Origin of the sequence: Subtercola boreus (assembly GCF_003399625.1) — a bacterium.
Classification (GTDB): domain Bacteria; phylum Actinomycetota; class Actinomycetes; order Actinomycetales; family Microbacteriaceae; genus Subtercola; species Subtercola boreus_C.
On sequence record NZ_NBXA01000001.1, the window covers coordinates 206920 to 229097 of the forward strand.

18 protein-coding genes and 1 tRNA gene are annotated in these 22178 nt (G+C 68.3%); 11 read left to right on the top strand and 8 right to left on the bottom strand.

Annotation, left to right across the window (positions count from 1 at the left end):
• Positions 1-3: 3 nt before the first annotated feature.
• Complete coding sequence (gene pgm / locus B7R21_RS00940; protein WP_116281369.1) at positions 4-1629, bottom strand: phosphoglucomutase (alpha-D-glucose-1,6-bisphosphate-dependent); 1626 nt, start codon at positions 1627-1629, stop codon at positions 4-6.
• Between the two features lie 117 nt (positions 1630-1746).
• Positions 1747-3390 carry an Ig-like domain-containing protein gene (locus tag B7R21_RS00945; RefSeq protein ID WP_116281370.1) on the bottom strand — a complete coding sequence of 548 codons (1644 nt, stop codon included), beginning with the start codon at positions 3388-3390 and terminating at the stop codon, positions 1747-1749.
• A gap of 149 nt (positions 3391-3539) precedes the next feature.
• Between B7R21_RS00945 and pheA the strand changes: the two genes are divergently transcribed.
• The gene (gene pheA / locus B7R21_RS00950) at positions 3540-4487 is read left to right on the top strand and encodes a prephenate dehydratase (RefSeq protein WP_116281371.1); all 948 of its coding nucleotides are present in this window, start codon (positions 3540-3542) and stop codon (positions 4485-4487) included.
• A gap of 27 nt (positions 4488-4514) precedes the next feature.
• On the opposite strand, the gene B7R21_RS00955 is transcribed toward pheA, so the two are convergent.
• Positions 4515-5504 carry a diacylglycerol/lipid kinase family protein gene (locus B7R21_RS00955; RefSeq protein WP_253259562.1) on the bottom strand — a complete coding sequence of 330 codons (990 nt, stop codon included), beginning with the start codon at positions 5502-5504 and terminating at the stop codon, positions 4515-4517.
• A gap of 35 nt (positions 5505-5539) precedes the next feature.
• Here B7R21_RS00955 and serS point away from each other — a divergent pair, with 35 nt between their 5' ends.
• The 4 genes from serS (at position 5540) to B7R21_RS00975 (ending at position 9582) form a co-directional block, all read left to right on the top strand.
• The gene (gene serS / locus B7R21_RS00960) at positions 5540-6817 is read left to right on the top strand and encodes a serine--tRNA ligase (RefSeq protein ID WP_116281410.1); all 1278 of its coding nucleotides are present in this window, start codon (positions 5540-5542) and stop codon (positions 6815-6817) included.
• Positions 6814-7845: an HAD family hydrolase gene (locus B7R21_RS00965; RefSeq protein WP_367379377.1), complete on the top strand. Its 1032-nt coding sequence runs from the start codon at positions 6814-6816 to the stop codon at positions 7843-7845. The genes serS and B7R21_RS00965 overlap by 4 nt, the downstream gene beginning before the upstream one ends.
• 65 nt (positions 7846-7910) lie before the next feature.
• On the top strand, positions 7911-9392 hold the full coding sequence (locus tag B7R21_RS00970; protein WP_116281372.1) for a virginiamycin B lyase family protein: 1482 nt from the start codon (positions 7911-7913) through the stop codon (positions 9390-9392).
• Positions 9393-9497: 105 nt separating this feature from the next.
• Positions 9498-9582 (top strand) — tRNA-Ser (locus B7R21_RS00975).
• Positions 9583-9695: 113 nt separating this feature from the next.
• On the opposite strand, the gene B7R21_RS00980 is transcribed toward B7R21_RS00975, so the two are convergent.
• Entirely contained in the window at positions 9696-10430 is a 735-nt protein-coding gene (locus B7R21_RS00980; protein WP_116281373.1) for a TetR/AcrR family transcriptional regulator, read from the bottom strand.
• Positions 10431-10549: 119 nt separating this feature from the next.
• Here B7R21_RS00980 and B7R21_RS00985 point away from each other — a divergent pair, with 119 nt between their 5' ends.
• From B7R21_RS00985 to B7R21_RS01005, 5 genes are all read left to right on the top strand, one after another.
• Entirely contained in the window at positions 10550-12058 is a 1509-nt protein-coding gene (locus B7R21_RS00985; RefSeq protein WP_116281374.1) for an MFS transporter, read from the top strand.
• 55 nt (positions 12059-12113) lie between these two features.
• Positions 12114-13133, top strand: a complete 1020-nt coding sequence (locus B7R21_RS00990) for an AraC family transcriptional regulator (RefSeq protein ID WP_147305763.1) — start codon at positions 12114-12116, stop codon at positions 13131-13133.
• A gap of 225 nt (positions 13134-13358) precedes the next feature.
• A complete protein-coding gene (locus B7R21_RS00995) occupies positions 13359-15155 on the top strand; it encodes an FAD-dependent oxidoreductase (RefSeq protein ID WP_116281376.1) in 1797 nt (598 codons plus the stop codon).
• Between the two features lie 2 nt (positions 15156-15157).
• Positions 15158-16279, top strand: coding sequence for a maleylacetate reductase (locus B7R21_RS01000; protein WP_116281377.1), 1122 nt, complete (start codon positions 15158-15160; stop codon positions 16277-16279).
• The gene (locus tag B7R21_RS01005; protein ID WP_116281378.1) at positions 16276-17160 is read left to right on the top strand and encodes a dioxygenase; all 885 of its coding nucleotides are present in this window, start codon (positions 16276-16278) and stop codon (positions 17158-17160) included. The genes B7R21_RS01000 and B7R21_RS01005 overlap by 4 nt, the downstream gene beginning before the upstream one ends.
• A 27-nt stretch (positions 17161-17187) precedes the next feature.
• Here B7R21_RS01005 and pgi read toward each other — a convergent pair whose 3' ends face one another.
• The 3 genes from pgi to B7R21_RS01020 all read right to left on the bottom strand — a co-directional run bounded on the left by pgi (position 17188) and on the right by B7R21_RS01020 (position 21190).
• Positions 17188-18918: a glucose-6-phosphate isomerase gene (gene pgi / locus B7R21_RS01010; protein ID WP_116281379.1), complete on the bottom strand. Its 1731-nt coding sequence runs from the start codon at positions 18916-18918 to the stop codon at positions 17188-17190.
• 143 nt (positions 18919-19061) lie between these two features.
• A complete protein-coding gene (locus B7R21_RS01015) occupies positions 19062-20477 on the bottom strand; it encodes a flavin monoamine oxidase family protein (protein ID WP_116281380.1) in 1416 nt (471 codons plus the stop codon).
• An 80-nt stretch (positions 20478-20557) separates the two neighbouring features.
• Entirely contained in the window at positions 20558-21190 is a 633-nt protein-coding gene (locus tag B7R21_RS01020; RefSeq protein ID WP_116281381.1) for a dihydrofolate reductase family protein, read from the bottom strand.
• 85 nt (positions 21191-21275) lie between these two features.
• On the opposite strand from B7R21_RS01020, the gene B7R21_RS01025 reads away from it, so the two are divergent.
• Entirely contained in the window at positions 21276-21626 is a 351-nt protein-coding gene (locus B7R21_RS01025) for a VOC family protein (protein ID WP_116281382.1), read from the top strand.
• 45 nt (positions 21627-21671) lie between these two features.
• On the opposite strand, the gene B7R21_RS01030 is transcribed toward B7R21_RS01025, so the two are convergent.
• Positions 21672-22148 carry a MarR family winged helix-turn-helix transcriptional regulator gene (locus B7R21_RS01030; protein WP_116281383.1) on the bottom strand — a complete coding sequence of 159 codons (477 nt, stop codon included), beginning with the start codon at positions 22146-22148 and terminating at the stop codon, positions 21672-21674.
• Positions 22149-22178 lie beyond the last annotated feature (30 nt).

The window sequence follows — 22178 nt, forward strand, 5'->3', positions numbered from 1 at the left end:
CGCTCAGGCGCCGAGGGCGCCGTCGACGATGACTTTTGCTTCGGCCTGCACCTCCTTCAGGTGCTCGGCGCCGAGGAACGACTCGGCATAGATCTTGTAGACGTCTTCGGTGCCCGATGGGCGCGCGGCGAACCAGGCGTTCTCGGTGACGACCTTCACGCCGCCGACGGGGGCGTCGTTGCCGGGTGCCCGGCTCAGCTTCGCGATGATCGGCTCGCCGGCGAGGGTCGAGGCGGGGATGTCGTCGCCATCGAGTTTTGCCAGCTGCGCCTTCTGGGCCTTGGAGGCCGCGGCGTCGATGCGCTCGTACACCGGGTCGCCGAACTTCTCGACGAGGTCGGCGTAGTGCTGCGACGGCGTCTTGCCCGTGACCGCCAGGATCTCCGAGGCGAGCAGCGCGAGGATGATGCCGTCTTTGTCGGTGGTCCAGACGGTTCCGTCGAAGCGGAGGAACGACGCTCCCGCCGACTCCTCCCCGCCGAACGCCACACTTCCGTCGATGAGACCGGGCACGAACCACTTGAACCCCACGGGGACCTCCCAGAGGCGACGCCCGAGCGACGACGCGACCCGGTCGATCATCGTGGAGGAGACGAGGGTCTTGCCGATGGCGGCATCCGGTCGCCACGACGTGCGGTTGCCGTAGAGGTACTGGATCGCAACGGCGAGGTAGTGGTTCGGGTTCATGATGCCCGCGTCGGGCGTGACGACACCGTGCCGGTCGGCATCCGCATCGTTGCCCGTCGAGATGTCGTAGTCGTGTCGACGCTCGACCAACGATGCCATCGCGTAGGGGGAGGAGCAGTCCATGCGGATCTTGCCGTCCCAGTCGAGCGTCATGAATGCCCATTGCGGGTCGACCGTGGTGTTGACGACCTCGAGGTTCAGCCCGAAGCGCTCGCCGATGAGCTCCCAGTACTCGACGCTGGCGCCACCGAGTGGGTCCGCGCCGATGTGGATGCCCGACTTCGCGATCTTGTCGAGGTCGATGACGCTCGGCAGGTCGGCCACGTAGTGCTCGCGGAAGTCGTAGGTGTCGCTCGGAGTCGCTTCCCCGCGCAGCACCTCCACGAGACCGGCTTCGATCAACTCGTTGGCGCGTGCCGCGATCCATCCCGTCGCATCGGAGTCGGCCGGCCCACCGTGCGGGGGGTTGTACTTGAAGCCCCCGTCTCGGGGCGGGTTGTGGCTCGGCGTGATCACGATGCCATCGGCCTGGTCGGAGTGCCCTGAGGCGGCATTGTTGTAGCGCAGGATGGCGTGCGACACCGCGGGCGTCGGAGTGAAGCTGTCACGCGAATCCGTCCACACCGTCACGTGGTTGGCGTTCAGCACCTCGAGGGCGGTGTCTTCGGCGGGCTTCGAGAGACCGTGGGTGTCGCGCCCGATGAAGAGGGGACCGGTGATGCCCTGCAGCGCGCGGTACTCGACGATCGCCTGCGTGATGGCCAGGATGTGGTTCTCGTTGAACGCGGTGTCGAGGGACGAACCGCGGTGCCCGCTCGTGCCGAAGATCACCTTCTGCTCCGGGTTCGTCACATCGGGCTTCAACTCGTAGTACGCCGACACCAGGGCATCGATGTCGACCAGGTCTTCGGGAAGGGCCTGCAGCCCGGCGCGCTCGTTCATGCCTTCATCTTGGCACCGGTGCAGGCCGCCCCGCGAGCATTTGCCGCATCTGTGGAGAAGTGGTCAGGCCCCCTATCCTGTGGAGGAGAGGCGGCCTGACCGCGGCATGCGAGGCCGCTATCCGACCACGTGGATCGTCACCGTTGCGGGATCGGTTCCCTGCCCGGGTGCACCCAGCTTGTACTCGAAGGTGAGGTCGCCGGTGAAGTGCCGACCCGGTTCGACGGTGAGTTCACCGTGCTCGCCGATGTGAATGGCGCCATCAGCCTCGATGCCGTTGCTCACAACGCTCCACCCGTCGGCGCCGCCGGGGAACGTGTCGTTCGCCATCAGTCCGTGCGCTGCATCCACCGTCAGTCGCGTCTCCATCTTCACGGTGTACTCGTCGTTCACGGGTGCGGCCCTGTCGACCACGTTCACGTGAACAGCGGTCGGGAGGCTTGCGACCCCGATCTCGTTCGAGGTGTAGACGTAGATCGTGTCGCTTCCGCGGAAGTCGGGAGAAGCCGGGACGTACCGGATGCTGCCACCGTCGACCGTGAACGTTCCAGCACCGCGGTCGGTGCCCTTCCAGGCGGTGAGCGTCGTGCCGGGCTGCACCGAACAGAGGACTCCGACGAGGATCGTGGGCTGCGTTCCGGCGACGGCGATGGCTCCCGATGCGGACGCGGAGCCTGCGGCATCCGGACTGGTGCAGAGTGGAGCCGCCGGGCGGATGTCGACGGTGGAACTGGCGGTCGCTCCGTTCGTGTCGACCGAGACGAAGGCCTGCCGGAGGGAGGTGACGGTGAAGTGAAGGGAGGCAGTGGCGACTTCGCCGGCGCTCAGATGCGGCACGAGATAGGTGACGTACTCCTTCGACAGCGAGCTGACCCGAATCCACGAGGCGGGAACCACGTCTTCGATACCCGCTGTGAGCCCGCTCACGTGCAAGACCACGACGGCAGATCCTGCAGTCGAACTGCGGACGGTGACGGTGTAGTCGGCCCGGTCTCCGGGGGCTGTCATCTGGCCGGGAGTGAGGGTCGAGGAGGTGGTCACGGCCCCGGCGGGTTCGGACAGTGTATCCGCGGCACTACCTGACTTCAGGTAGCCCGTGGTGACTCCCAGGACGGTGCCGGCGTGCGCGGGGCCCTTCCCGTCGTACTTGTGCCACTCGACGTAGGGCACCGTCGGCAGGCCCGCCCCGTCGTAGCACTGGATCGCAGACGACCAGTACCGGGGTTGGCCCGAACTCCCCTTGCCGTAGTAGATGGTCTCGGGGGTGCACATGTTCGACCCCCTCGCGGCAGTGTTCTCGTCCCTGTCCAGGATCGCCTGCACCACGCTCCCCCGGCAGGCGAACGAGCGGGGATCGCTCACCTGGTCGAGCGTGCACCCATCGCGGCCCGCGGTCGCCGTAGAGGGAACCCAGCGCTGGCAGCGGAGCGTGCCATCGTTCTCGAGGTTGCAGTTGAGTCCGCCGTCGGAGAGAGGAAACTTCGTCGGGTCCGCGATGGGAACGTAGGGACTGATGTCGTTGTAGTACCTGTAGAGGCTCGCGTCCCAACTGACGACGGGCGCCCCGGTACGGGGATCGATCTGGGGGCAGAGCCCGGTCGTGTCGATCGCTCCGAGACCGCCGTTCGCCATCTTGCAGACAACGGGTGCATGGCCGGGAGACCGGCCACCTGCCGAGGCCGCCTGGCCGCCACCGGCGACCAGGCCCACCCCGAGCAACACGGCCACGGCCGCCCCCGCCAACACTTTTGCCAACTTCATCGAGTCATTCCTTTCTTTCCGACGCCCGAATCGAGCGGGAACCTACTGGTCGTGATCCGGGTTCCTATGAGGAGAGAGTGGATGCGCCCCATTCCCTTACGCCGATTCACCGGACTTTCAGGGAAAACTCCGGGCAGTAGGCTCAACCCATGCCCGAGACCGCTCCCACGCGCACCTACAGCTACCTCGGCCCCACCGGCACCTTCACCGAGGCGGCACTCGCCCAGGTTCCCGAGGCCGCGGGCCAGATCTGGAAGAGCGTCAACAACGTCGGCGAGGCGTTCGACGACGTCACCAGCGGACGCAGCGTCGCCGCGATGATCGCGATCGAGAACTCCGTCGAGGGTGGCGTGAGCGCCACGCAGGATGCGCTGGCGAGCATCCCGAACCTCCGCATCGTCGGCGAATACCTGGTCAGGGTGCAGTTCGCGCTCGTCGCCCGGCCCGGCATCGAGCTGAAGGACGTGAACGTCGTCAACGCGCATCCGGTCGCCTACGCGCAGTGCCGCGGCTGGCTGGAGGCAAACCTGCCGACGCACGGGCACATTCCGTCGACGTCGAACGTCGCCAGCGCGCTCGCCCTCTTCGAGAACGACCTCGCGGATGCCGCAATCGCTCCGCCCCGCATCGTCGACCACCACGAGCTGAACGTGCTGGCCGAGAACATCGGCGACAACCAGAACGCGGTGACGCGGTTCGTGCTCGTCAGCCGCACCACCGAGCTGCCCGAGCCGACGGGTGCCGACAAGACGAGCATCATCGCCGAGCTGCCAGCCGACCGTTCGGGCGCCCTGCTCGAGTTGCTCGAACAGTTCTCGACGCGGGGGGTCAACCTGAGCCTGCTGCAGTCGCGGCCCATCGGCGACGCGCTGGGGCGGTACCGGTTCATCATCGACGCCGACGGGCACATCCTCGACGAGCGGGTGGCGGATGCCCTGCTGGGCGTTCGCCGATTCAGCCCGCGCGTGATCTTCCTCGGCTCGTATCCGCGGGCCGACCTGGCGCAGGTCGAGTATGTCGACCGTTACGACGACGGGGTCTTCATCGAGGCGCGCGACTGGCTGCGCTCGCTGGTGAGCGGCGAGCCCGGCGCCTGAGCCTGGCAGTAACCGGGGAGCCGGGGCCTAGACCCGCACCCGCAACGCGCCCGGGTCCACCCAGATGTGGAGCTCGGACGCCTCGCCGAACTCGTCCCCGTCGAGCTGGATCTGCTGCGGCGACTCGAGCTTCAGCCGCAGGTCGGTGCCCTGCGCGTAGACCACATCTTTGACGTCGGGGGAGATCTCGATGAGTCGCCGGCCGGCCGCGGACTTCGCCAGCACGCCGTTCTCGATCGTCACCTTGTTCCACGCGCGGATCCAGCCGAACGGTCCCTGCGGCCGCAGCGCCATGAAGTCGAGCACGCCGTCGTCGGGTTTCGCATCGGGCATCAGCAGGATGCCCCCCGGCAGGAGCCCGCAGTTGCCCGCCATCACCGAGTGCGACGACACGTCGCGCCATGGCTCCTCGCCGTCGATCGACACCGCCATTTTGATGGAGTGCAGTTCGGGAAGCGCCCGGATGCCGCCGTCGACGTAGGCGAGCCATCCGACAGCCTTCTTGAGCTTCGTGTTGGTGTTCGCAATCATCTTCGCGTCGATGCCGAGCCCTGCGATCACCAGGAACACGTGAGTGGATGTCGCGGCGGCACCCGCTGGCCCGAACTCGATGAGCCCCAGGTCGATGTCCCGGTCGTAGCCGGTGAACATCAGGCCGATGCCCTCGTCGAAGTCCATCGTCAGGTCGAGGTTGCGGGCGAGCAGGTTGCCCGTGCCCGACGGCAGCAGCGCGAGGGGCACGCCGCTTCCACGCAGGGCTTCGGCCACGGCGCGCACCGTGCCGTCACCGCCCGCGGCCATGACGACGTCGGCCCCGTCGGAGATCGCGCTGGCGGTGACGAGTTGTCCGGCATCCTCGACCGTTGTCTCGTACCAGAGTGTTTCGCCCCAACCGGCCGCAGAAGCGTGGCGTTCGACAGCTTCGCGGAGCTTCGAGGCGTCCACCTTGATCGGATTCAGCACGACGGCGGCGCGTCTGGGCCCGCGCTCTTCTGCGGGATGCTCTGCGACGGCCACAAGTCATAGGGTAGGGCATCGCTAAGATTGTGCAGGTGATCGATCCTGTACTCCTGCGCGAGAATCCCGACCTCATCCGGCAGTCCCAGGCGGCCCGCGGCGACTCGGTCGAACTGGTCGACCGTGCTCTGGCGGCGGATTCTGAGCGCCGCACCGCCATCGGCGAGTACGACAACCTGCGCGCCTCGCAGAACGTCTTCGGCAAGCGGGTCGCAGCGGCTCCGAAAGACGAGAAGAAGGCACTCGTCGCCGAGGCCCAGTCGCTTGCCGCGAGCGTCAAGGAGGCCAACCAGCGGGTGCAGGATGCCGAACTCAGCTTCACCGAGCTCGCCGGCGCCATCGCCAACCCTGTGCTCGCGGGCGTACCCTCCGGCGGCGAGGAGAACTTCATCACGCTGCGCGAGGTCGGCGAACGCCCCACGTTCGACTTCGAGCCGCGCGACCACGTCGAGATCGGCGAGCTGGTGGGGGCGTTCGACCTCGCCCGCGGCGCGAAGGTCAGCGGTGCGCGCTTCTACTTCCTCACCGGAATCGGCGCGCGCCTCGAGCTAGCGCTGATGAACTACGCCCTGCAGAAGGCCCTTGACGCCGGCTTCACGCCGATGATCACGCCGACGCTGGTGCGCCCCGAGATCATGCGCGGAACCGGTTTTCTCGGCGAGCACGCCGACGAGATCTACTACCTCCCCGCCGACGACCTCTACCTGACGGGCACGAGCGAGGTGGCGCTCGCGGGGTTCCACTCCGACGAGATCCTCGACCTCACCGACGGGCCGTATCGCTACGCCGGCTGGTCCACCTGCTACCGCCGTGAGGCCGGCTCGGGCGGAAAGGACACCCGCGGCATCCTGCGCGTGCACCAGTTCAACAAGCTCGAGATGTTCTCCTACGTACTGCCGGAGGAGGCAGAGGCCGAACACCTGCGCCTGCTCGGGTACCAGGAGGAGCTGCTCACCTCGCTCGGCCTCAACTACCGCGTGATCGACGTCGCGGCCGGCGACCTCGGCTCGTCTGCCGCGCGCAAGTACGACATCGAGGCGTGGGTTCCGACGCAGGGCACGTTCCGCGAGCTGACCTCGACCTCCAACTGCACCACGTACCAGGCGCGGCGTCTGGATGCCCGGTACCGCACCGAATCGGGCAAGACCGCCCCCGTGGCGACGCTGAACGGCACCCTCGCGACGACCCGCTGGATCGTCGCTCTGCTCGAGACGCACCAGCAGGCCGACGGGTCGGTGCGTGTGCCCGAGGTGCTGCGGCCCTATCTGGGCGGCCTCGAGGTCATCGAGCCGCTGAACGGGCGGCGCCCGTGAGCGCCCAGTCGCCGGCGGACCTGCCCTACGGTGATGCAGAGGAGGCGGCGGCGGAGGCCCGGCGCGGCGGTGCCGACGACGTGCCGATGGTCGACGAGGCCGATCCGCGTGCGGCCGGCACCGCGCACCCCGATTTCGCCGCGCGGCCGGGGCAGCTCGACGTGCCGCGCGAGGCCGTCGACGACGCGCCGGGGTCTGCCGGGCATCCGGAGACCAACCCTTCCCGCGCCGACCGGTGGCTCGTCGCCCTCGATATCGACGGCACGGTTCTCCACGAAGACGGGTCCATCTCCGACGGCGTGATCGACCAGGTCGCGCGCCTCACTGGCCTCGGCCACGAGGTCATGCTCGCGACCGGCCGTTCGGTTGCCGCGACGCTCCCGATCCTCGACCTGCTCGGCATCACCCCCACCTATGTCGTCTGCTCGAACGGTGCCATCACGTTGCAGCGCGACCCGGATGCCCCCCTCGGCTACCGGCGGGAGATCGTCGAGACGTTCAATCCCGGCGCTGTGCTGACGCAGATCCGCTCGCACCTCGAGAACGGGCACTATGCGGTCGAGGATGCGGACGGGTACTTCCGGTACACGGGGGAGTTCCCGAACGCTCCCGCGAACATCGGGGGCGAGGCCGTGACATTCGACGAACTCCTCGACGTGGAAGCCACCCGAGTGGTCGTGATCTCGCCCGGACACGATATGGACGACTTCCTCGCCATCGTCGAGACCATGGGCCTCCACCGGGTCTCATACTCGGTCGGCTGGACGGCGTGGCTCGACATCGCGCCCGACGGTGTGAACAAATCCACCGCGCTCGAGCGCGTTCGACAGCTTCTCGGCATCCACTCGTCTCAGGTGCTTGTCGCTGGCGACGGGCGGAACGACATCGAGATGCTGACCTGGGCTGCGGTGGAGGGTCGTGCTGTGGCCATGGGCCAGGCGCCCGACGACGTGAAGGCCGTGGCCTCGGAGGTGACGTCGCCGCTGGATGACGACGGGCTGGCGGAGGCGCTCGCGACGCTGAGGTGACGTCGATGCAACCTCTGTTCTGAAGAAGTTGCGGGATGCTCACTTAATGAGCTAATCTCACCTGCATGAAACTTCTCACGCGGATCGCCGCTCCTGTTCTCTGTGTCGGCCTCCTCGCGGTGGGGGGCGGTGCCTTCGCTGTGCCTGTTGTGTCCGATCCGCTCGTCACCCTGTCGTCGGGTGCCGCGCCCATCGCGGTCGTGGCCGGAACCAACGGTGAGTTCTACTCGCTCAACAGCGGGCCCGACAGCGTCACCCACTACAACGCTACGGGTGCGCAGATCGGAGCAAGTGCAGCTCTCCTGCCCAGCGGGTCGCTCTCCAGCGCGATGGTGAATGACCAGTACGGGTCGCTCTACGTTGCAAACCCGGGCACGCATTCCGTCTCCAAGGTGAAGACGAGTGACAATACGATCAAGCCGTTCGTTCTCCCAGCAGCTGACGTGCCACAATTCCTCGCACTCGATTCGACACGCAACCTGTATGTGACGAAGAAGAACGACGAGATCGCGCGCATCACGCCGGCCGATGTGGTGACGTTGTCTTTCGCCAAGCTGCCGACGGGATCGGGTCCAGAGGGTGTCGTGGCCGATGCCAAGGGCAACATCTACACGGCGAACTACGGCAACGACACGGTCTCCAAGGTGACGCCGGCGGGTGTTGTCTCCACTTATTCGGTGTTCGGCACGGGTGTGGGACCGTATGCGGTTGCCATCAATTCGAAGGGAATGCTGTTCGTCGCGAACTACAAGTCGGCGAATGTAGTCGAATTGGACACGTCACTCCCTGACGGGACGGCACCCGTCACGGTCTTCCCGCTTCCGACAGGTTCCGGCCCGACGGCGCTGACGGTCGACGAGTTCGACAACGTGTTCGTGGCCCTTCGGGGCACCAAGGCCGTTAGTGTGATCGTTCCGGGGGAGTCGACGCCGCGCACCGTGACGACGTTCGCTTCGACCAAACCGGCGTCACTGGCGATCTCGTCTGACGGGAAGTTGCTGGTCTCCAGCCAAACGACCGACACCATCTCCTCGATCAATCTGGAGACACGTGTGACGACGTCGACGCTCGGGCCGTTCACGGCCGGCGTGCCCATCTCGGCCAGCATTTCGACCACGGGGGTCGACAGCATGAGCTTCTCCTCAGGACTGCTTCCGGCATGGCTCAAGCTCGATCCGGCCACCGGAAAGCTCACCGGCACGCCGCCGGCCGCCGGCTCGTTCTCCTTCACAGTGCAGGCGTTGTCTGTCATCGGTCGAAGTGCCGCAGCCACGATCTCGTTCGATGTGGCCGCTGCTCCCTCGACGGCAACGCCCACTCCCACCCCGACTCCGACCGGTGGGACAGGGACGGGCGGCGGCACCGGAACGGGTGCGGGAACTGGTGCGGGCTCTGGTTCGGGTTCGGGTGGTAATGGCTCTTCGACGGGCACGTTGGCACACACCGGGGTCGACGGATCCGCAACCCTCGGCCTCGCCGGTGGAGCCGCGTTTCTCGCGCTACTCGGTTCGGGAGCGATGCTGCTGCGCCGCCGCCGATCCGCTTGAACATCCGGTGATCCGTCCGCGGTCGCCGTTCCGAGCGTCATCGGGACGCGCGGGCGCGGTCGGATACACTGAAGCTGTCGCTGGGCTGATGTGCCCAGACGACAGGGAGGGCTGTCCGAGCGGCCGATGGAGCCAGTCTTGAAAACTGGTGGGCAGAAATGTCTCGCGAGTTCGAATCTCGCGCCCTCCGCAGAAGAAGCGCCCTGTGGCTGTGCGACCGGGCCCGGGGCTGTGCGACCGGGCCCGGGGCTGTGCGACCGGGCCCGGGGCTGGGAGACCGGGCCAGGGCGAGGTAGTCGGGGGTCAGGCTCGGTGAGACCTGTCGTCGAGCAGCGTTCTGAACAGCTCGTCCAGCGGGCCGGCCAGCTCCGATGCTCCCGCCGAGGCGACCGGCTCCACGGCAGTCGAGGTGCGGAGCATCACCACGCCGAGCATCGTCGCGATCGCGAGTTGCGCTCGCAACAGCACCGGTGCGGTAGCGGGGTCGTCGGGGTTCCAGCCCGCCGCCGCCGCGAGCCGCCGTGTGAAGTGCTCGAGGGTGCGGCGACGGATCCTGTCGGCATTCTCGTCGCCTGAGGAGCGCAGCAGCAGGAGCAGCTGGAGCGGGTCGTCGCCGTTCGGCGCGTTCACGGCGTGCTCCACGAGTCGGGCTACGACCCCGTCGATATCGGCGGTCCGGGCTGGATTCTGCGTGTCGAGTTCGTCTGAGGTGCGGAGCATGCACGCTTCGAAGAGGCCCTCCTTCGAGACGAAGTAGCGATTGATCAGAGCGACGTTGACTCCCGCGTCCCCTGCGATCTGCCGAACCGTCGTTGCACGGTATCCGTCGGTGGCGAATCGCCGCCGCGCAGCTCGCACCAGGGCGCGACGCGTGGCAGACGCATCCCGACCGGAGCGGATCAGCTCATCATCCGCGACCCCGACAGCCTTCACCTCCGCGACCCCGACAGCGACCGCGACCGAATCCGCGACCACGACCGCCTGCGCTTGGACGTCGAGCAGTCCACGCGACTCCGATGTCTCGTCCTCTGTGCTCATCTCTCACTTCCCGACACCCATGCTACTGCTTCGGTCAAGCAGGTAAGCATTTGTTGACATAGCGCAACAACTCGGCAATACTCGTCAAGTCAGCAACTGCTTACATTGCGAGGAGAAGAATGTCCGTCACAACCCAGGGTCCGGCCACGGGCTCACATCCGGCACGGGCGAGCAAGCCCGGCCAGATCACGGATGCGCCGCGGAAGCGCGGCACCGCGATCATCCTGTTCCTCTCGCTCGGCGGACTCTCCTTCGCCGTGCTTCAGTCCCTGGTCGCCCCGGCCCTCGGCACGATCGGGAAAGACCTGGGTGTCTCGACCACCGACGCCAGCTGGGTGCTGACCGCCTACCTCCTCTCCGCGAGCGTGCTGACCCCGATCCTCGGCCGCCTCGGCGACATGGTCGGCAAGCGCAAGGTGATCATTGTCGTCCTCGCGCTGCTGCTCGTCGGAACGGTTCTCGCGGCGCTCGCCCCGAGCCTCGGCGTGCTGATCCTGGCACGCGTGCTGCAGGGGGCTGCCGGCGCGGTGATGCCGCTCTCCATCGGGATTGTGCGCGACGAACTGCCGAGGGAGCGCGTCAGCGTCACCATCGGCCTGCTCTCCGCGATCTTCGGTATCGGCGCGGGCGTCGGCATCGTTGCAGCGGGCCCCATCGTCGAGGCCCTGTCGTGGCACTGGCTGTTCTGGCTCCCGGCGGTTCTCGTCGCCATCGCCCTCCTCGGTGCGATCTTCGGCATCCCCGAGTCGCCGGTGCGCACCCCCGGCCGGCTCGATCTGGTCGGCACGTTCATTCTCTCCGTGGGCCTCGTCTCCCTGCTGCTCGCCATCGGGGAGGGCCAGAAGTGGGGTTGGGGCGACGTCAAGACCGTCGGCCTGCTCATCCTGGGAGCCGTCGCGCTCGTGATCTTCGTGATCGTGGAGCTGCGCGTCAAGGAGCCGCTGATCGACATGCGCCTGTTCAAGCACCGCGGTGTCTGGACGGCGCACGTCGTCGCCCTGGCGTTCGGGTTCGCGATGTTCGGCACGTTCATCCTGGTGCCGACTCTGCTTCAGCTTCCGACAGTGCTCGGCTACGGGTTCGGAAAGTCGGTCAGCGAAGCCGGCCTCTATCTGCTGCCGACTGTCGTCGCGATGGTGGTCTCCGGCGTGGCCGCCGGCATCCTGATCCGCAGGATCGGGCCGAAGATCCCGATGATCGTCGGGGGAATCGCCGTGACCGTGGCCTTTCTCATCCCGGCTCTCGGGCACGCGGAGACGTGGCAGATCCTGGTCTCGGGCATCCTCACGGGCATCGGGATCGGGATGGCGCTCGCCGCGACATCCAACGCCATCGTCGAGAGCGTGCCCGCTGCCCAGACGGGCGAGGCGATCAGCGCCAACACCGTCATCCGTACCGTCGGCAGCAGCATCGGCACGGCTGTGATCGCCGCGCTCATCTCGTCGAACGTCACCGCGCAGGGCGCGCCCACCGATGCAGCGTTCACGATCGGCTTCTGGGCTTCGGCCGGGGTCGGGGTTCTGGCGATCATCGCCGCAATCGTGGCGCCATCGGTGCGCGCCCGCCGCCGCGAGGCTGCAGCCGCCGGAGTGGACGACCTCGAGCAGCTCGGAGTGCCGACGAAGTAGCCTCGCGGCCCCTTTCCGGGCTGCGCTGGGCGGTGAGTCGTAGACTTGCCCTCTGGTGTCAGCGCAGACCGGGCGGAAGGATCGAGCGATGGGCGTGGTCGAGCATTTCACCACGCGCGATGTCCGCTCGGCCAGCCGGGTCGCCCTCTGGGAGCAGCACAATGCCCGTGCCCTGCTCAGCCTCCAGTGCCGGACGCTGGATGACGAACCCCTCGACGCCAGCGAGGCGAACGTCGATCTCGGCTCCCTCAGCTGCGCTCGGGTGACAGCGACACCGCACGTCATCGAACGCACCGCCCGTGAGATCAGCGCGACCGAAACCGAAGGTCTGGCCCTCTACTTCACGCTCCGGGGCGAGTCGTTCTTCTATCAGCGCGACGGTGTGCACGTTCTGCGGCCGGGAACCCTCCTCATCTGCGATGTGAACCAGCCCTTCAGGAGGGGTTTCGCCGGGGGGCTCGAAGAATTGGTGCTGAGGGTGCCTCGTCGTCTCGTCGACCATATCGGGGGCGACAGCCCTCTCGGGCGCGGGCCGGTCACGATGGACTTCTCGTCCCGGCCGACAGCCCGAACCGCCGCTCGCACGCTTGCCGCCCTCGTCTCGGCCGCGATGGAGCTTCCGTCACTGGATGTCGCGGACCAAAGATCCCCGCACGCGCTCGGCACCGCCGCCGACGTCGAGCCCCGTGTCGTCGACCTCCTCCGCTCGATCCTCTCGAACGACGACCTGCGAGGTCTGGCTGCCGTGCGGAGTGCCGCCCATTCCGCTCTCGGCCGGCGCCTTCGCGACCCCGGGCTGTCGGTACGGCACATCGCCGACGAGATCGGCGTCAGCGAGCGGCAGCTGTCCCGGGCTTTCGCCGAGAGTGGGACGGGACCCGCCCGGGTCCTCCTCGACCTGCGCCTGGAGCTCGCCGATCGGACCCTGCGCGACCCTGCGTCGACACTGGCGAGTGTCGGAGAGGTGGCGGCGGCGTGCGGGTTCTCATCGCACTCGCACTTCACGCGCGTCTACCGCGACCGGTTCGGAGTCACTCCCGCCCGTGTTCGCGCGACCCGCGCGAACGAACGCTGACACCGATCGAGTGGGCAGTTCGGGCCCCGAAACTCGTTTCGAGGGGCCCGAACTGCCCACCGGATCACCGCCGCGGGACCGGCGCCCGCCGATGACGGCCGGCGGCTTGCCGATTCCGGCCAACCGCTTGCCGATTCCGGCCAGACGCTCCGCGACGCGGCCGGCCTGTGGCCATACTGGCGTGACGCCAACGACGACGTGGCGCCGACGAAGGAAGACACCCCGATGGCGACTTTTCACGACGGCATAGCCGATACGACACTGCCGGATGCCGGAATGGTCGAGACCGATGTGCTCATTGTCGGCTCGGGGCCGGCTGGGGCATCCGCAGCTCTCGCCCTGTCGACGCTCGGCGTGCCGAACATGATGATCACGAAGTACCGCTGGACGGCGAACACCCCGCGGGCGCACATCACCAACCAGCGCGCCATGGAGTTCTTCCGCGACATGGGCATCGAAGAGCAGGTGAAGGCCGAGTCGACCCCGCACGAGCTGATCGGCGACACAGTGTTCTGCACCTCGATCGCCGGCGAGGAGATCGGTCGCATCCTCACCTGGGGCACGCATCCGGCGCGGCACGCGGACTACGTGCAGGCCTCGCCGACCCTGAACTGCGACATCCCGCAGAACTATCTCGAACCGATTCTCGTCAAGAATGCCACCGCGCGCGGAACCCAGACCCGCTTCTCGAGCGAGTACCTCTCGCACACGCAGGATGCCGACGGGGTCACCGTCCAGGTGCTCGACCGGGTCACGGGGCGCCCGTACACGGTTCGCGCGAAGTACCTGATCGGCACCGACGGTGCCCGTTCGGCGGTCGCGGCGCACATCGACCTGCCGATGGAGGGTGCGATGGACATCGCCGGGTCGATGAACATCACCTTCACGGCCGACCTCGAACAGCTGGTCGGGCATCGCCCGTCGGTTCTCTACTGGGTGGTGCAGCCCGGGTCGAACATCGGCGGAATCGGCGCCGGGCTGGTGCGCATGGTGCGGCCGTGGAAGGAGTGGCTGATCGTCTGGGGATACGACATCACCCAGCCGGCCCCCGTGGTCGACACCGCCGCCGCGACGCAGATCGTGCGGAACCTCCTCGGCATGCCGGAGCTCGAGGTCACGATCACGGGCACCTCGATCTGGGGCAACAACGAGATGTTCGCGACGCGGCTGCAGAAGGGCCGGGTCTTCTGTGCGGGGGATGCGATCCACCGTCATCCGCCGAGCAACGGTCTCGGCTCGAACACCTCGATCCAGGATGCCTACAACCTCGCCTGGAAGCTGGCGGCGGTCATCCGCGGCCAGGCCGGTGAGCAGCTCCTCGAGACCTACACGAGCGAGCGGGCGCCGGTCGCCCGGCAGATCGTGACCCGCGCGAACACGTCAGGGCGTGAGTTCGGGGCGCTCTTCGAGGCGCTCGGGATCACCACGGCGAAGACGGCGGAGGAGATGATCGAGCGCATCGACGAACGGAAGGCCGACACCCCGGCGGGAGCTCGCAAACGGGAGGCGATCCAGACCGCCATGGAGCTGAAGAACTACGAATTCAACGCGCACGGCGTGGAGATGGGGCAGTTCTACACCTCGAGCGCGGTGCTCTCCGACGGGTCGGTGAAGCCAGCGCCGGCACGGGATGCCGAACTGTACTACGAGGCGTCGACGGTTCCCGGCTCGCCCCTCCCGCACGTCTGGGTGGGCGACTCGCACGAGAAGGTGTCGACCCTCGACCTGGCCCCGAGCACGCAGTTCACCCTCTTCACGGGGATCACCGGCGGGGCGTGGGCGGATGTCGCGGCGAGCGTCGGCGCACGGCTCGGAATCGCCCTCGGAGCGGTCGTGATCGGTCCCGGCCAGCGCTACGACGACCTCTACTTCGACTGGGCCCGGGTGCGTGAGGTCGCGGAAGACGGAGTGATCCTGGTACGGCCCGACAAGATCGTCGCGTGGCGCTCCCACCACCTCGTCGACGATCCCGGCGAGCAGCTCCACCGCGCTCTGGCCTCGATCCTCAGCCGGGCGGAGTGATCGTGCCACTCGCCTTCAGCCATGACACCCTGGCCCAGCGCGTGCTGTTCGGTGCGGGCCACGCCGGTCGCCACCTCAGCGACGAGGCCCTCCGGCTGGGTGCCCGACGGGTGATGCTGGTCTGCACGGCCGGGCAGGTCGAGCGCGCGGGTACCGCCCTCGACGGGCTCGACGTCGCCCTGCGCTGGCAGGAAGCCCCGCAGCACGTACCGGTCGAACGCGCCGAGGCGGCTCGGGCCGCCGCGGCTGCCCACGACATCGATCTCATCGTGGCGCTGGGCGGCGGTTCGACGATCGGCATGGCCAAAGCGGTCGCGCTCACCACGGGCATCCCGATCGTCGCCGTGCCGACCACCTTCGCGGGCTCGGAGGCGACTCCCGTGTGGGGCCTCACCGAGCACTCCCGCAAGCGCACGGGGGTGGATGCCCGGGTGCTGCCGGTCTCGGTGATCTACGACGCGACGCTGACCGAGGGCCTGCCGCGGGCTTTGGCCGTGGCATCCGGACTCAACGGCATCGCACACTGCATCGACTCGCTGTGGGCACCCGGGGCCGACCCGATCAACGCCACGCTGGCGGCGGAGGGCATCGCCTCTCTCGCCCGGGGGCTCCGCCTGATCGTCGGCCCCTCCCATTCGGAACCAAGGGACGGCGAGCCGGATGATCGCACCGGCCTGGCCGGCCGCGAGGCGGCCCAGTACGGCGCCTACCTCTCGGCGGTCGCCTTCGCGTCGGCGGGTTCTGGTCTCCACCACAAGATCTGCCACGTGCTCGGCGGCACCTACGGCCTGCCGCATGCCGAGACGCATTCCGTGGTGCTGCCCTACGTGACAGCGTTCAACGTGCCGGCCGCGCCGGAGGCCGGTCGCCGGATCGCGCGGGCGTTCGAATCAGAGGATGCGCTCAGCGGTCTGAACCAGTTGCGGGCCGACCTGGACGCACCCCGCTCGCTCGCCGACCTCGGTTTCGACCGGTCGCAGATCGAGGAGGCTGCGGCGATCATCTTGCCGGCTGTGCCCGAGTCGAACCCGAGGCCGGTCAGCTTCGCCGACCTGGTCACCCTGCTCCGGGCCGCCTGGGCCGGAACGCCACCCGAGGATGTCCGTTGGGAGAACGTCGCATGACAGAGAACAGTTCGGCCGAACAGGCCCAGCGCGAGGCCGACCTCGTCGAGACGGTCGTGGCCTCGTTCGCGAGCACCCCCGACCCGCGCCTCCGGCTCGTGATGGAGTCGTTGACCCGGCACCTGCACGCCTTCGTGCGCGATGTGCGACTCACCGAGAGCGAGTGGAACGAGGCCATCGCCTTCCTCACGGCCGCCGGAGCCATCACCGACGAGCGGCGGCAGGAGTTCATCCTGCTCTCCGACGTGCTCGGCCTCTCGATGCAGACCGTGGCCGTCAACAACGAGGCCTACGGGAACGCCACGGAGGCGACGGTGTTCGGGCCGTTCTTCACCAAGGATGCTCCGCTGATCGAAGACGGCGGCGACCTCTCCGGAGGGGCGCCCGGCCAGCCGTGCTGGGTGGAGGGGAGCGTCAGCGACACGTCGGGCGCGCCGATCGCCGGTGCCCGGATAGAGGTGTGGGAGGCCGACGAAGACGGGTTCTACGACGTGCAGTACGACGACGGACGCGTCGCGGCCCGGGCCCACCTCTTCTCGCGGGACGACGGGAGTTTCCGGTTCTGGGGGCTCACGCCGACTCCGTATCCGATCCCGGATGACGGCCCCGTCGGGCGCCTCCTGGCGGCCACCGGCCGGTCACCGTACCGGGCGTCGCACCTGCACTTCATGGTCACGGCGCCCGGCTGGCGCACACTCGTCACGCACATCTTCGTCAGTGGTGACGAACTCCTGGCGCGGGACTCGGTCTTCGGGGTGAAGGAGTCCCTGGTGGTCGACTTCGCCGAGCAGGGCGCAGGCATCCCCACGCCCGACGGCCGCGAGTTGCACGAACCGTGGACGCGGACGCGATTCGACATCGTGCTCGCGCCGGAGGCCTGACCGGCCGGGACCGCCCCGGCTGCCCGGTCAGGCGCTCCGGAGCGCCAGGTACCTCTCGATGAGCGCCTTGGTCGACGAGTCCTGCTCCCCGAGCGCGGCCGCGTCGCCGCCGACGGCCGGCGTGACCTGCAGCGCGAGCTGCTTGCCGAGCTCCACGCCCCACTGGTCGAACGAGTCGATTCCCCAGATCGTGCCTTCGGTGAACACGATGTGCTCGTAGAGGGCGATGAGCTGGCCCAGCACGCCGGGTGTGAGAGCGGGAGCGAGGATCGACGTGGTGGGCTTGTTGCCGGCGAAGACGCGCGCGGGCACGACTGCCTCTGCCGTGCCTTCCGCACGCACCTCCTCGGCCGTCTTGCCGAAGGCGAGCGCCTTGGTCTGGGCGAAGAAATTGGCCATGAACAGGTCGTGCACGTCTTGTCCGGGTGCCACGCCGCCGCCGTCCCCGGTCTGGTCCTTCAGCGGGTGGGCCGGGTTCGCCACCGCGATGAAGTCAGCCGGGATCAGCCGGGTGCCCTGGTGGATCAGCTGGTAGAACGCGTGCTGGCCGTTGGTGCCGGGCTCGCCCCAGAAGATCTCGCCGGTGTCGGTGGTCACGGGCGAGCCGTCCCAGCGCACGCTCTTGCCGTTCGACTCCATCGTGAGCTGCTGCAGGTAGGCCGGGAAGCGGTGCAGGTACTGCGCATAGGGCAGCACCGCGTGGCTCTGCGCCCCCAGGAAGTTCGTGTACCAGACGTTCAACAGGCCCATCAGCACGGGCACGTTCTGTTCGAGAGGCGCGGTGCGCATGTGCTCGTCGACGGCGTGGAAACCGGCGAGGAAGTCCTGCCAGTTCGACGGCCCGATGGCGATCACGACCGAGGTTCCGATGGCCGAGTCGACCGAGTACCGGCCACCGACCCAGTCCCAGAATCCGAACGCGTTCTCGGGGTCGATGCCGAACGCCTCGACCTTGTCGAGAGCGGTCGAGACGGCGACGAAGTGCTTGGCGACGGCGCCGGTCCGGTCGTCGTCGCTGTCGCCGATGGCTCCGGATGCCGTGAGCCGTTCCCAGAGCCACTGCCGGGCCAGACGGGCGTTCGTGAGGGTCTCGAGGGTGCCGAAGGTCTTCGACGCCACGATGAACAACGTGGTCTCCGGGTCGAGATCCTTCGTCTTCTCGTACACGTCGCTCGGGTCGATGTTTGACACGAAGCGCGCCTCGAGGCCGGCCTGGGCATAGGGCTTCAGGGCCTCGTAGACCATCACCGGGCCGAGATCCGACCCGCCGATGCCGATGTTCACCACGGTCTGGATGCGCTTGCCGGTGACACCCGTCCACTCGCCCGAGCGCACCTTCTCTGCGAAGGCGTACACCTTCTCGAGCGTGGCGTGCACGTCGGCGTCGACGTCCTGCCCGTCGACCACGAAGCCGGCGGGCGGCACCAGGTCTGTTCCGCTCTTCGGGCGCCGGAGGGCGGTGTGCAGCACGGCACGGTTCTCGGTGACGTTGATGTGCTCGCCCTCGATCATGGCGCGGTAGCGACCGGCGACGCCGGCATCCTCCGCGAGCTGCAGCAGTGCGGCGAGGATCTCGTCGGTGAGGAACGACTTCGACAGGTCGACCGTGAGGTCTGCGGCCTGGAAGGTGAGGCGCGAGGCGCGCGACGGATCGGCCGCGAACCAGGCGCGGAGGTCGGGCGTGAAGCCCTCGGCGATGCCCGCGAGCGTCTGCCATGCGGCTGACTGGGTGGAATCGACGGGAACGGATTCGGTCACTGTGCACTCCTGAACGCCGGAACGGTGGATGGCCGGGGTCTCCTGCGTCGCCGCAGAACGGGCCTCTCCAACACTATTCCTTCCGGCTGCAGACGGCGCGCGCCGAACGCGACGGGCTCACTGGCTCTCTGGCCGGCCAGCGGTCATTCGCGCTCGGCGAGAATCTCCTCAGCGAGGCGCCGGCCGACCCGGATCGCGCCGTCGACGTGCTGGTACCCCTCGGCGGCGACATCGCTCGAGCCGAAACGGATCGGCCCGACCGGCTCGAGCTGCAGGGCGCCGTACCGGGTGAGGCCGCCGAGGTCGAAACTGGCGGCGTAGGCGCCCTGCGTCCACTCCTCAGCGGCCCAGTCGCTCTCGTAGTACACCACCGGCTCGAGAGCGGCCGGGCCGTAGTAGGCCGCGAGCGATTCGAGGATCGCTCGTTGGCGTTCCGCGGGCGGCAGGGCGAGCATCCGGTCGGCCTTCTCGTCGGAGACGAAACCGACCAGGGTTCCGCGCGTCTCGCCGAAGTTGGTGTTGTCGTAGGCCTCATGCACCAGCTGGTAGGGGCTGAAAGCGGTGCCCGAGAGGCCGTCGGCCCGCCAGAACGGGGTCTCGTAGGTGGCGTGCACCTTGATGACGAGCCCCAAAGACTGGTGCTGCCAGAGCTGCTGGCGAAGGCGCGGCAACGGGGGAGCGAAGTCGATGCGCGACTGCAGGTTCGGCGGCACCGCGACGATCACGTGGCGGGCTTCGACCTCCAGCTCGGCGGTGCTCACCGTCGCGCCGGTGCTGCCCGTCGACCCGCCGGCGTCGCCCAGCGCTCCGACACTGCCCACCGCGCCGGCGTCGCCCCAGGCGATCGAGCGCACCGGATGCCCGAGCCGGAGATCAGCGTCGTCGAGGCGCTCGGCGAGCCGCAGCGGCACCTGCTGGAGGCCGCCCGTGACACGCTTGTCGAGGATGAAGTCGGCGTCGACGAGGTTGCTGAAGCTGCCGGCACTCGCAGCCATCAGGAGCGCCTGCAGCAGGGAGAACGCGTGCGCAGGCTTGGTGAGCATCGCGTCGGCGATGAAGAGGGAGATGTTCTCCCGCGCCTCCGCATCGCCCGACTGCTGCTCGAGCCAGCTGCGGAAGGAGATGCGGTCGAACTCGGCGGCGCGTTCCTGGGCCCAGGGGGCTGCCGGATCCGTGGCCGCCACCAGATCGTCGAGCAGGGCGATCAGCCGCTCGAGCTCGGCCTGCGTGTGCTCGCCGGCCGGGAAGATGTCGCCCGTGAAGCGCGCGGGTGCGCCGCCCGGCCCGATGTAGACGCTCTCGCCCTCGCGGTACCGGGAGTAGGTACCGAGCCCGAGCTCGTCGAGGGTCTCGATCAGCGCGGTCTGGTCGGGGGAGACCCACTGGCCGCCGAGCTCGAACAGCTGGCCGTCGATGTGGTCGGTCCAGAGGCGGCCGCCGACCCGTTCGCGGGCCTCCAGCACGATGACGGTGAGGCCGGCCGCTCGGAGGCTGTCGGCCGCTGTGAGGCCGGTGACACCCGCGCCGATGATGGCGACGTCTCGTTGAACGTGTTCCACAATTGCTCTTCTCGTCACATCGGTCGGCCAGGCCGACCGGTCGGCCTGGGTGCGGGATGACTCCCTCTCCCCAGCGTAGATCAGGCCTCTGACATGTCGCCGGTCGCGGGCACCCTGCCTGTCGAGCCGTACCGCAGCAGCACCACGCCGTTCTCCGAGGCGGGCTCTGCCGAGAGGAGCTGGAGCGCGAGGGGCGGCCCGCTGTCGGGGAACAGCCGTTTTCCGTGGCCGACGACGACCGGGTACACCCAGATGTTCAGCTGGTCGAACAGGCCCTCGGCAACGAGCGTGCGCGCGAAGTCGATGCTGCCGACCACGTGGATCTGCTCGTAGCGGCTGCGGAGGGTGGCGATCTCCGCCGTGAGGTCGGGGCCGAGCAACTGGGAGCCGCTCCAGCTGAGGTCGGGCGCGCCGCGGGAGGCCACGAATTTCGGTATGGCGTTGAACGTGCGTGCGACAAGGGAGTCCGGGCCGGGCCCTTCCGTCTGGCGCGGCCAGTAGGCGGCGAAGATGTCATAGGTGCGCCGACCGAGCAGCAGGGCATCCGTCGCCTCGATGCCGGCGAAGATCTGCGTACCGCTCGTCTCGTCACCCAGTGGTACCTGCCAGCCGCCGAAGGCGAACCCGCCCGAGGGGTCTTCGTCAGGGCCGCCGGGTGCCTGGGCGACGCCGTCGAGGGTGGTGAAGTGGTCGATGTGGATACTGCCGGTCATGCGCTGCCCCTCTCTGTTGCGACGCAATGATCCTGTTGGGACACAATGATCCTCAGGCAGGTGCAGGGGCGCAAGGAGGCAGATCATGGGTGTGACGGGAATCGGCGGCATCTTCTTTCGGAGCAGCGATCCGGATGCCCGGGCCGCCTGGTACCGGGAACACCTCGGCATCCCGGCCGGCGCCGAGAGCGTGTGGGAGCAGGAGTCGGGGATGACCGTCTTCGCGCCCTTCCCCGCCGACTCCGCGTACTTCGATGCGGCCCAGCCCTTCATGCTGAACCTCCGGGTGACGGGGCTCGACGAGCTCGCCGGGCGGCTGGAGGCGGCAGGCATCCCCGTCGAGCGGCGGGCCGAGTGGGAGAGCGAGTACGGACGGTTCGTGCGGATCCATGATCCCGAGGGGCTGCCGATCGAGCTGTGGGAGCTGCCCGGCTGAGCGGGGCTCGTGGGTGTCAGCGGTCGTGAGCGCATGGCGCGGGTGTCAGGCCGCGGGGTCTTCCGCGCGGAGGGACGACACCGCACGCGACAGCAGGTCGCCGAGCCCGGCGCGTTCGGCGTCGCTGAATGACGCGGTCATGCGGACTTCGACGGCCCAAACAGCGGCGCTCGCCGTGGCGAGCTGGCGTCGGCCCTTCGGGGTGAGTTCGGTGGGCAGCGCCCGGCCGGAGCTCGCGTGCTCGGCCCGGCTGACCAGCCCGTCGCGTTCGAGGGCCACCAGAAGCACGTTCATCGACTGCCGCGTGACGAAGGCGCCGCGGGCCAGCTCGGAGTTCGACAGCCCCGGGCGTTGCGCAAGGAGCTCCAGGCAGGAGTAGTGCGTGACATTCATGCCGAGGGGGCGGAGCACGGCCTCCATGGCCGAACGCAGCGCGCTGGCCGCCTCCTTCAGCAGATAGCCGACGGACGTGGGCAGGTGCACTCTGTCTGGCGACTGCACTGCGGCTGGCTCTTGACTCATGTCAACATTCTGACATAGAGTCGATGATGT

Excerpts from the sequence above, each read along its gene's own strand:
- pgm (WP_116281369.1), bottom strand. The coding sequence starts at position 1,629 with ATGAACGAGCGCGCCGGGCTGCAGGCCCTTCCCGAAGACCTGGTCGAC.
- B7R21_RS00945 (WP_116281370.1), bottom strand. The coding sequence starts at position 3,390 with ATGAAGTTGGCAAAAGTGTTGGCGGGGGCGGCCGTGGCCGTGTTGCTC.
- pheA (WP_116281371.1), top strand. The coding sequence starts at position 3,540 with ATGCCCGAGACCGCTCCCACGCGCACCTACAGCTACCTCGGCCCCACC.
- B7R21_RS00970 (WP_116281372.1), top strand. The coding sequence starts at position 7,911 with ATGAAACTTCTCACGCGGATCGCCGCTCCTGTTCTCTGTGTCGGCCTC.
- B7R21_RS00980 (WP_116281373.1), bottom strand. The coding sequence starts at position 10,430 with ATGAGCACAGAGGACGAGACATCGGAGTCGCGTGGACTGCTCGACGTC.
- B7R21_RS00985 (WP_116281374.1), top strand. The coding sequence starts at position 10,550 with ATGTCCGTCACAACCCAGGGTCCGGCCACGGGCTCACATCCGGCACGG.
- B7R21_RS00995 (WP_116281376.1), top strand. The coding sequence starts at position 13,359 with ATGGCGACTTTTCACGACGGCATAGCCGATACGACACTGCCGGATGCC.
- B7R21_RS01005 (WP_116281378.1), top strand. The coding sequence starts at position 16,276 with ATGACAGAGAACAGTTCGGCCGAACAGGCCCAGCGCGAGGCCGACCTC.
- B7R21_RS01020 (WP_116281381.1), bottom strand. The coding sequence starts at position 21,190 with ATGACCGGCAGTATCCACATCGACCACTTCACCACCCTCGACGGCGTC.
- B7R21_RS01025 (WP_116281382.1), top strand. The coding sequence starts at position 21,276 with ATGGGTGTGACGGGAATCGGCGGCATCTTCTTTCGGAGCAGCGATCCG.
- B7R21_RS01030 (WP_116281383.1), bottom strand. The coding sequence starts at position 22,148 with ATGAGTCAAGAGCCAGCCGCAGTGCAGTCGCCAGACAGAGTGCACCTG.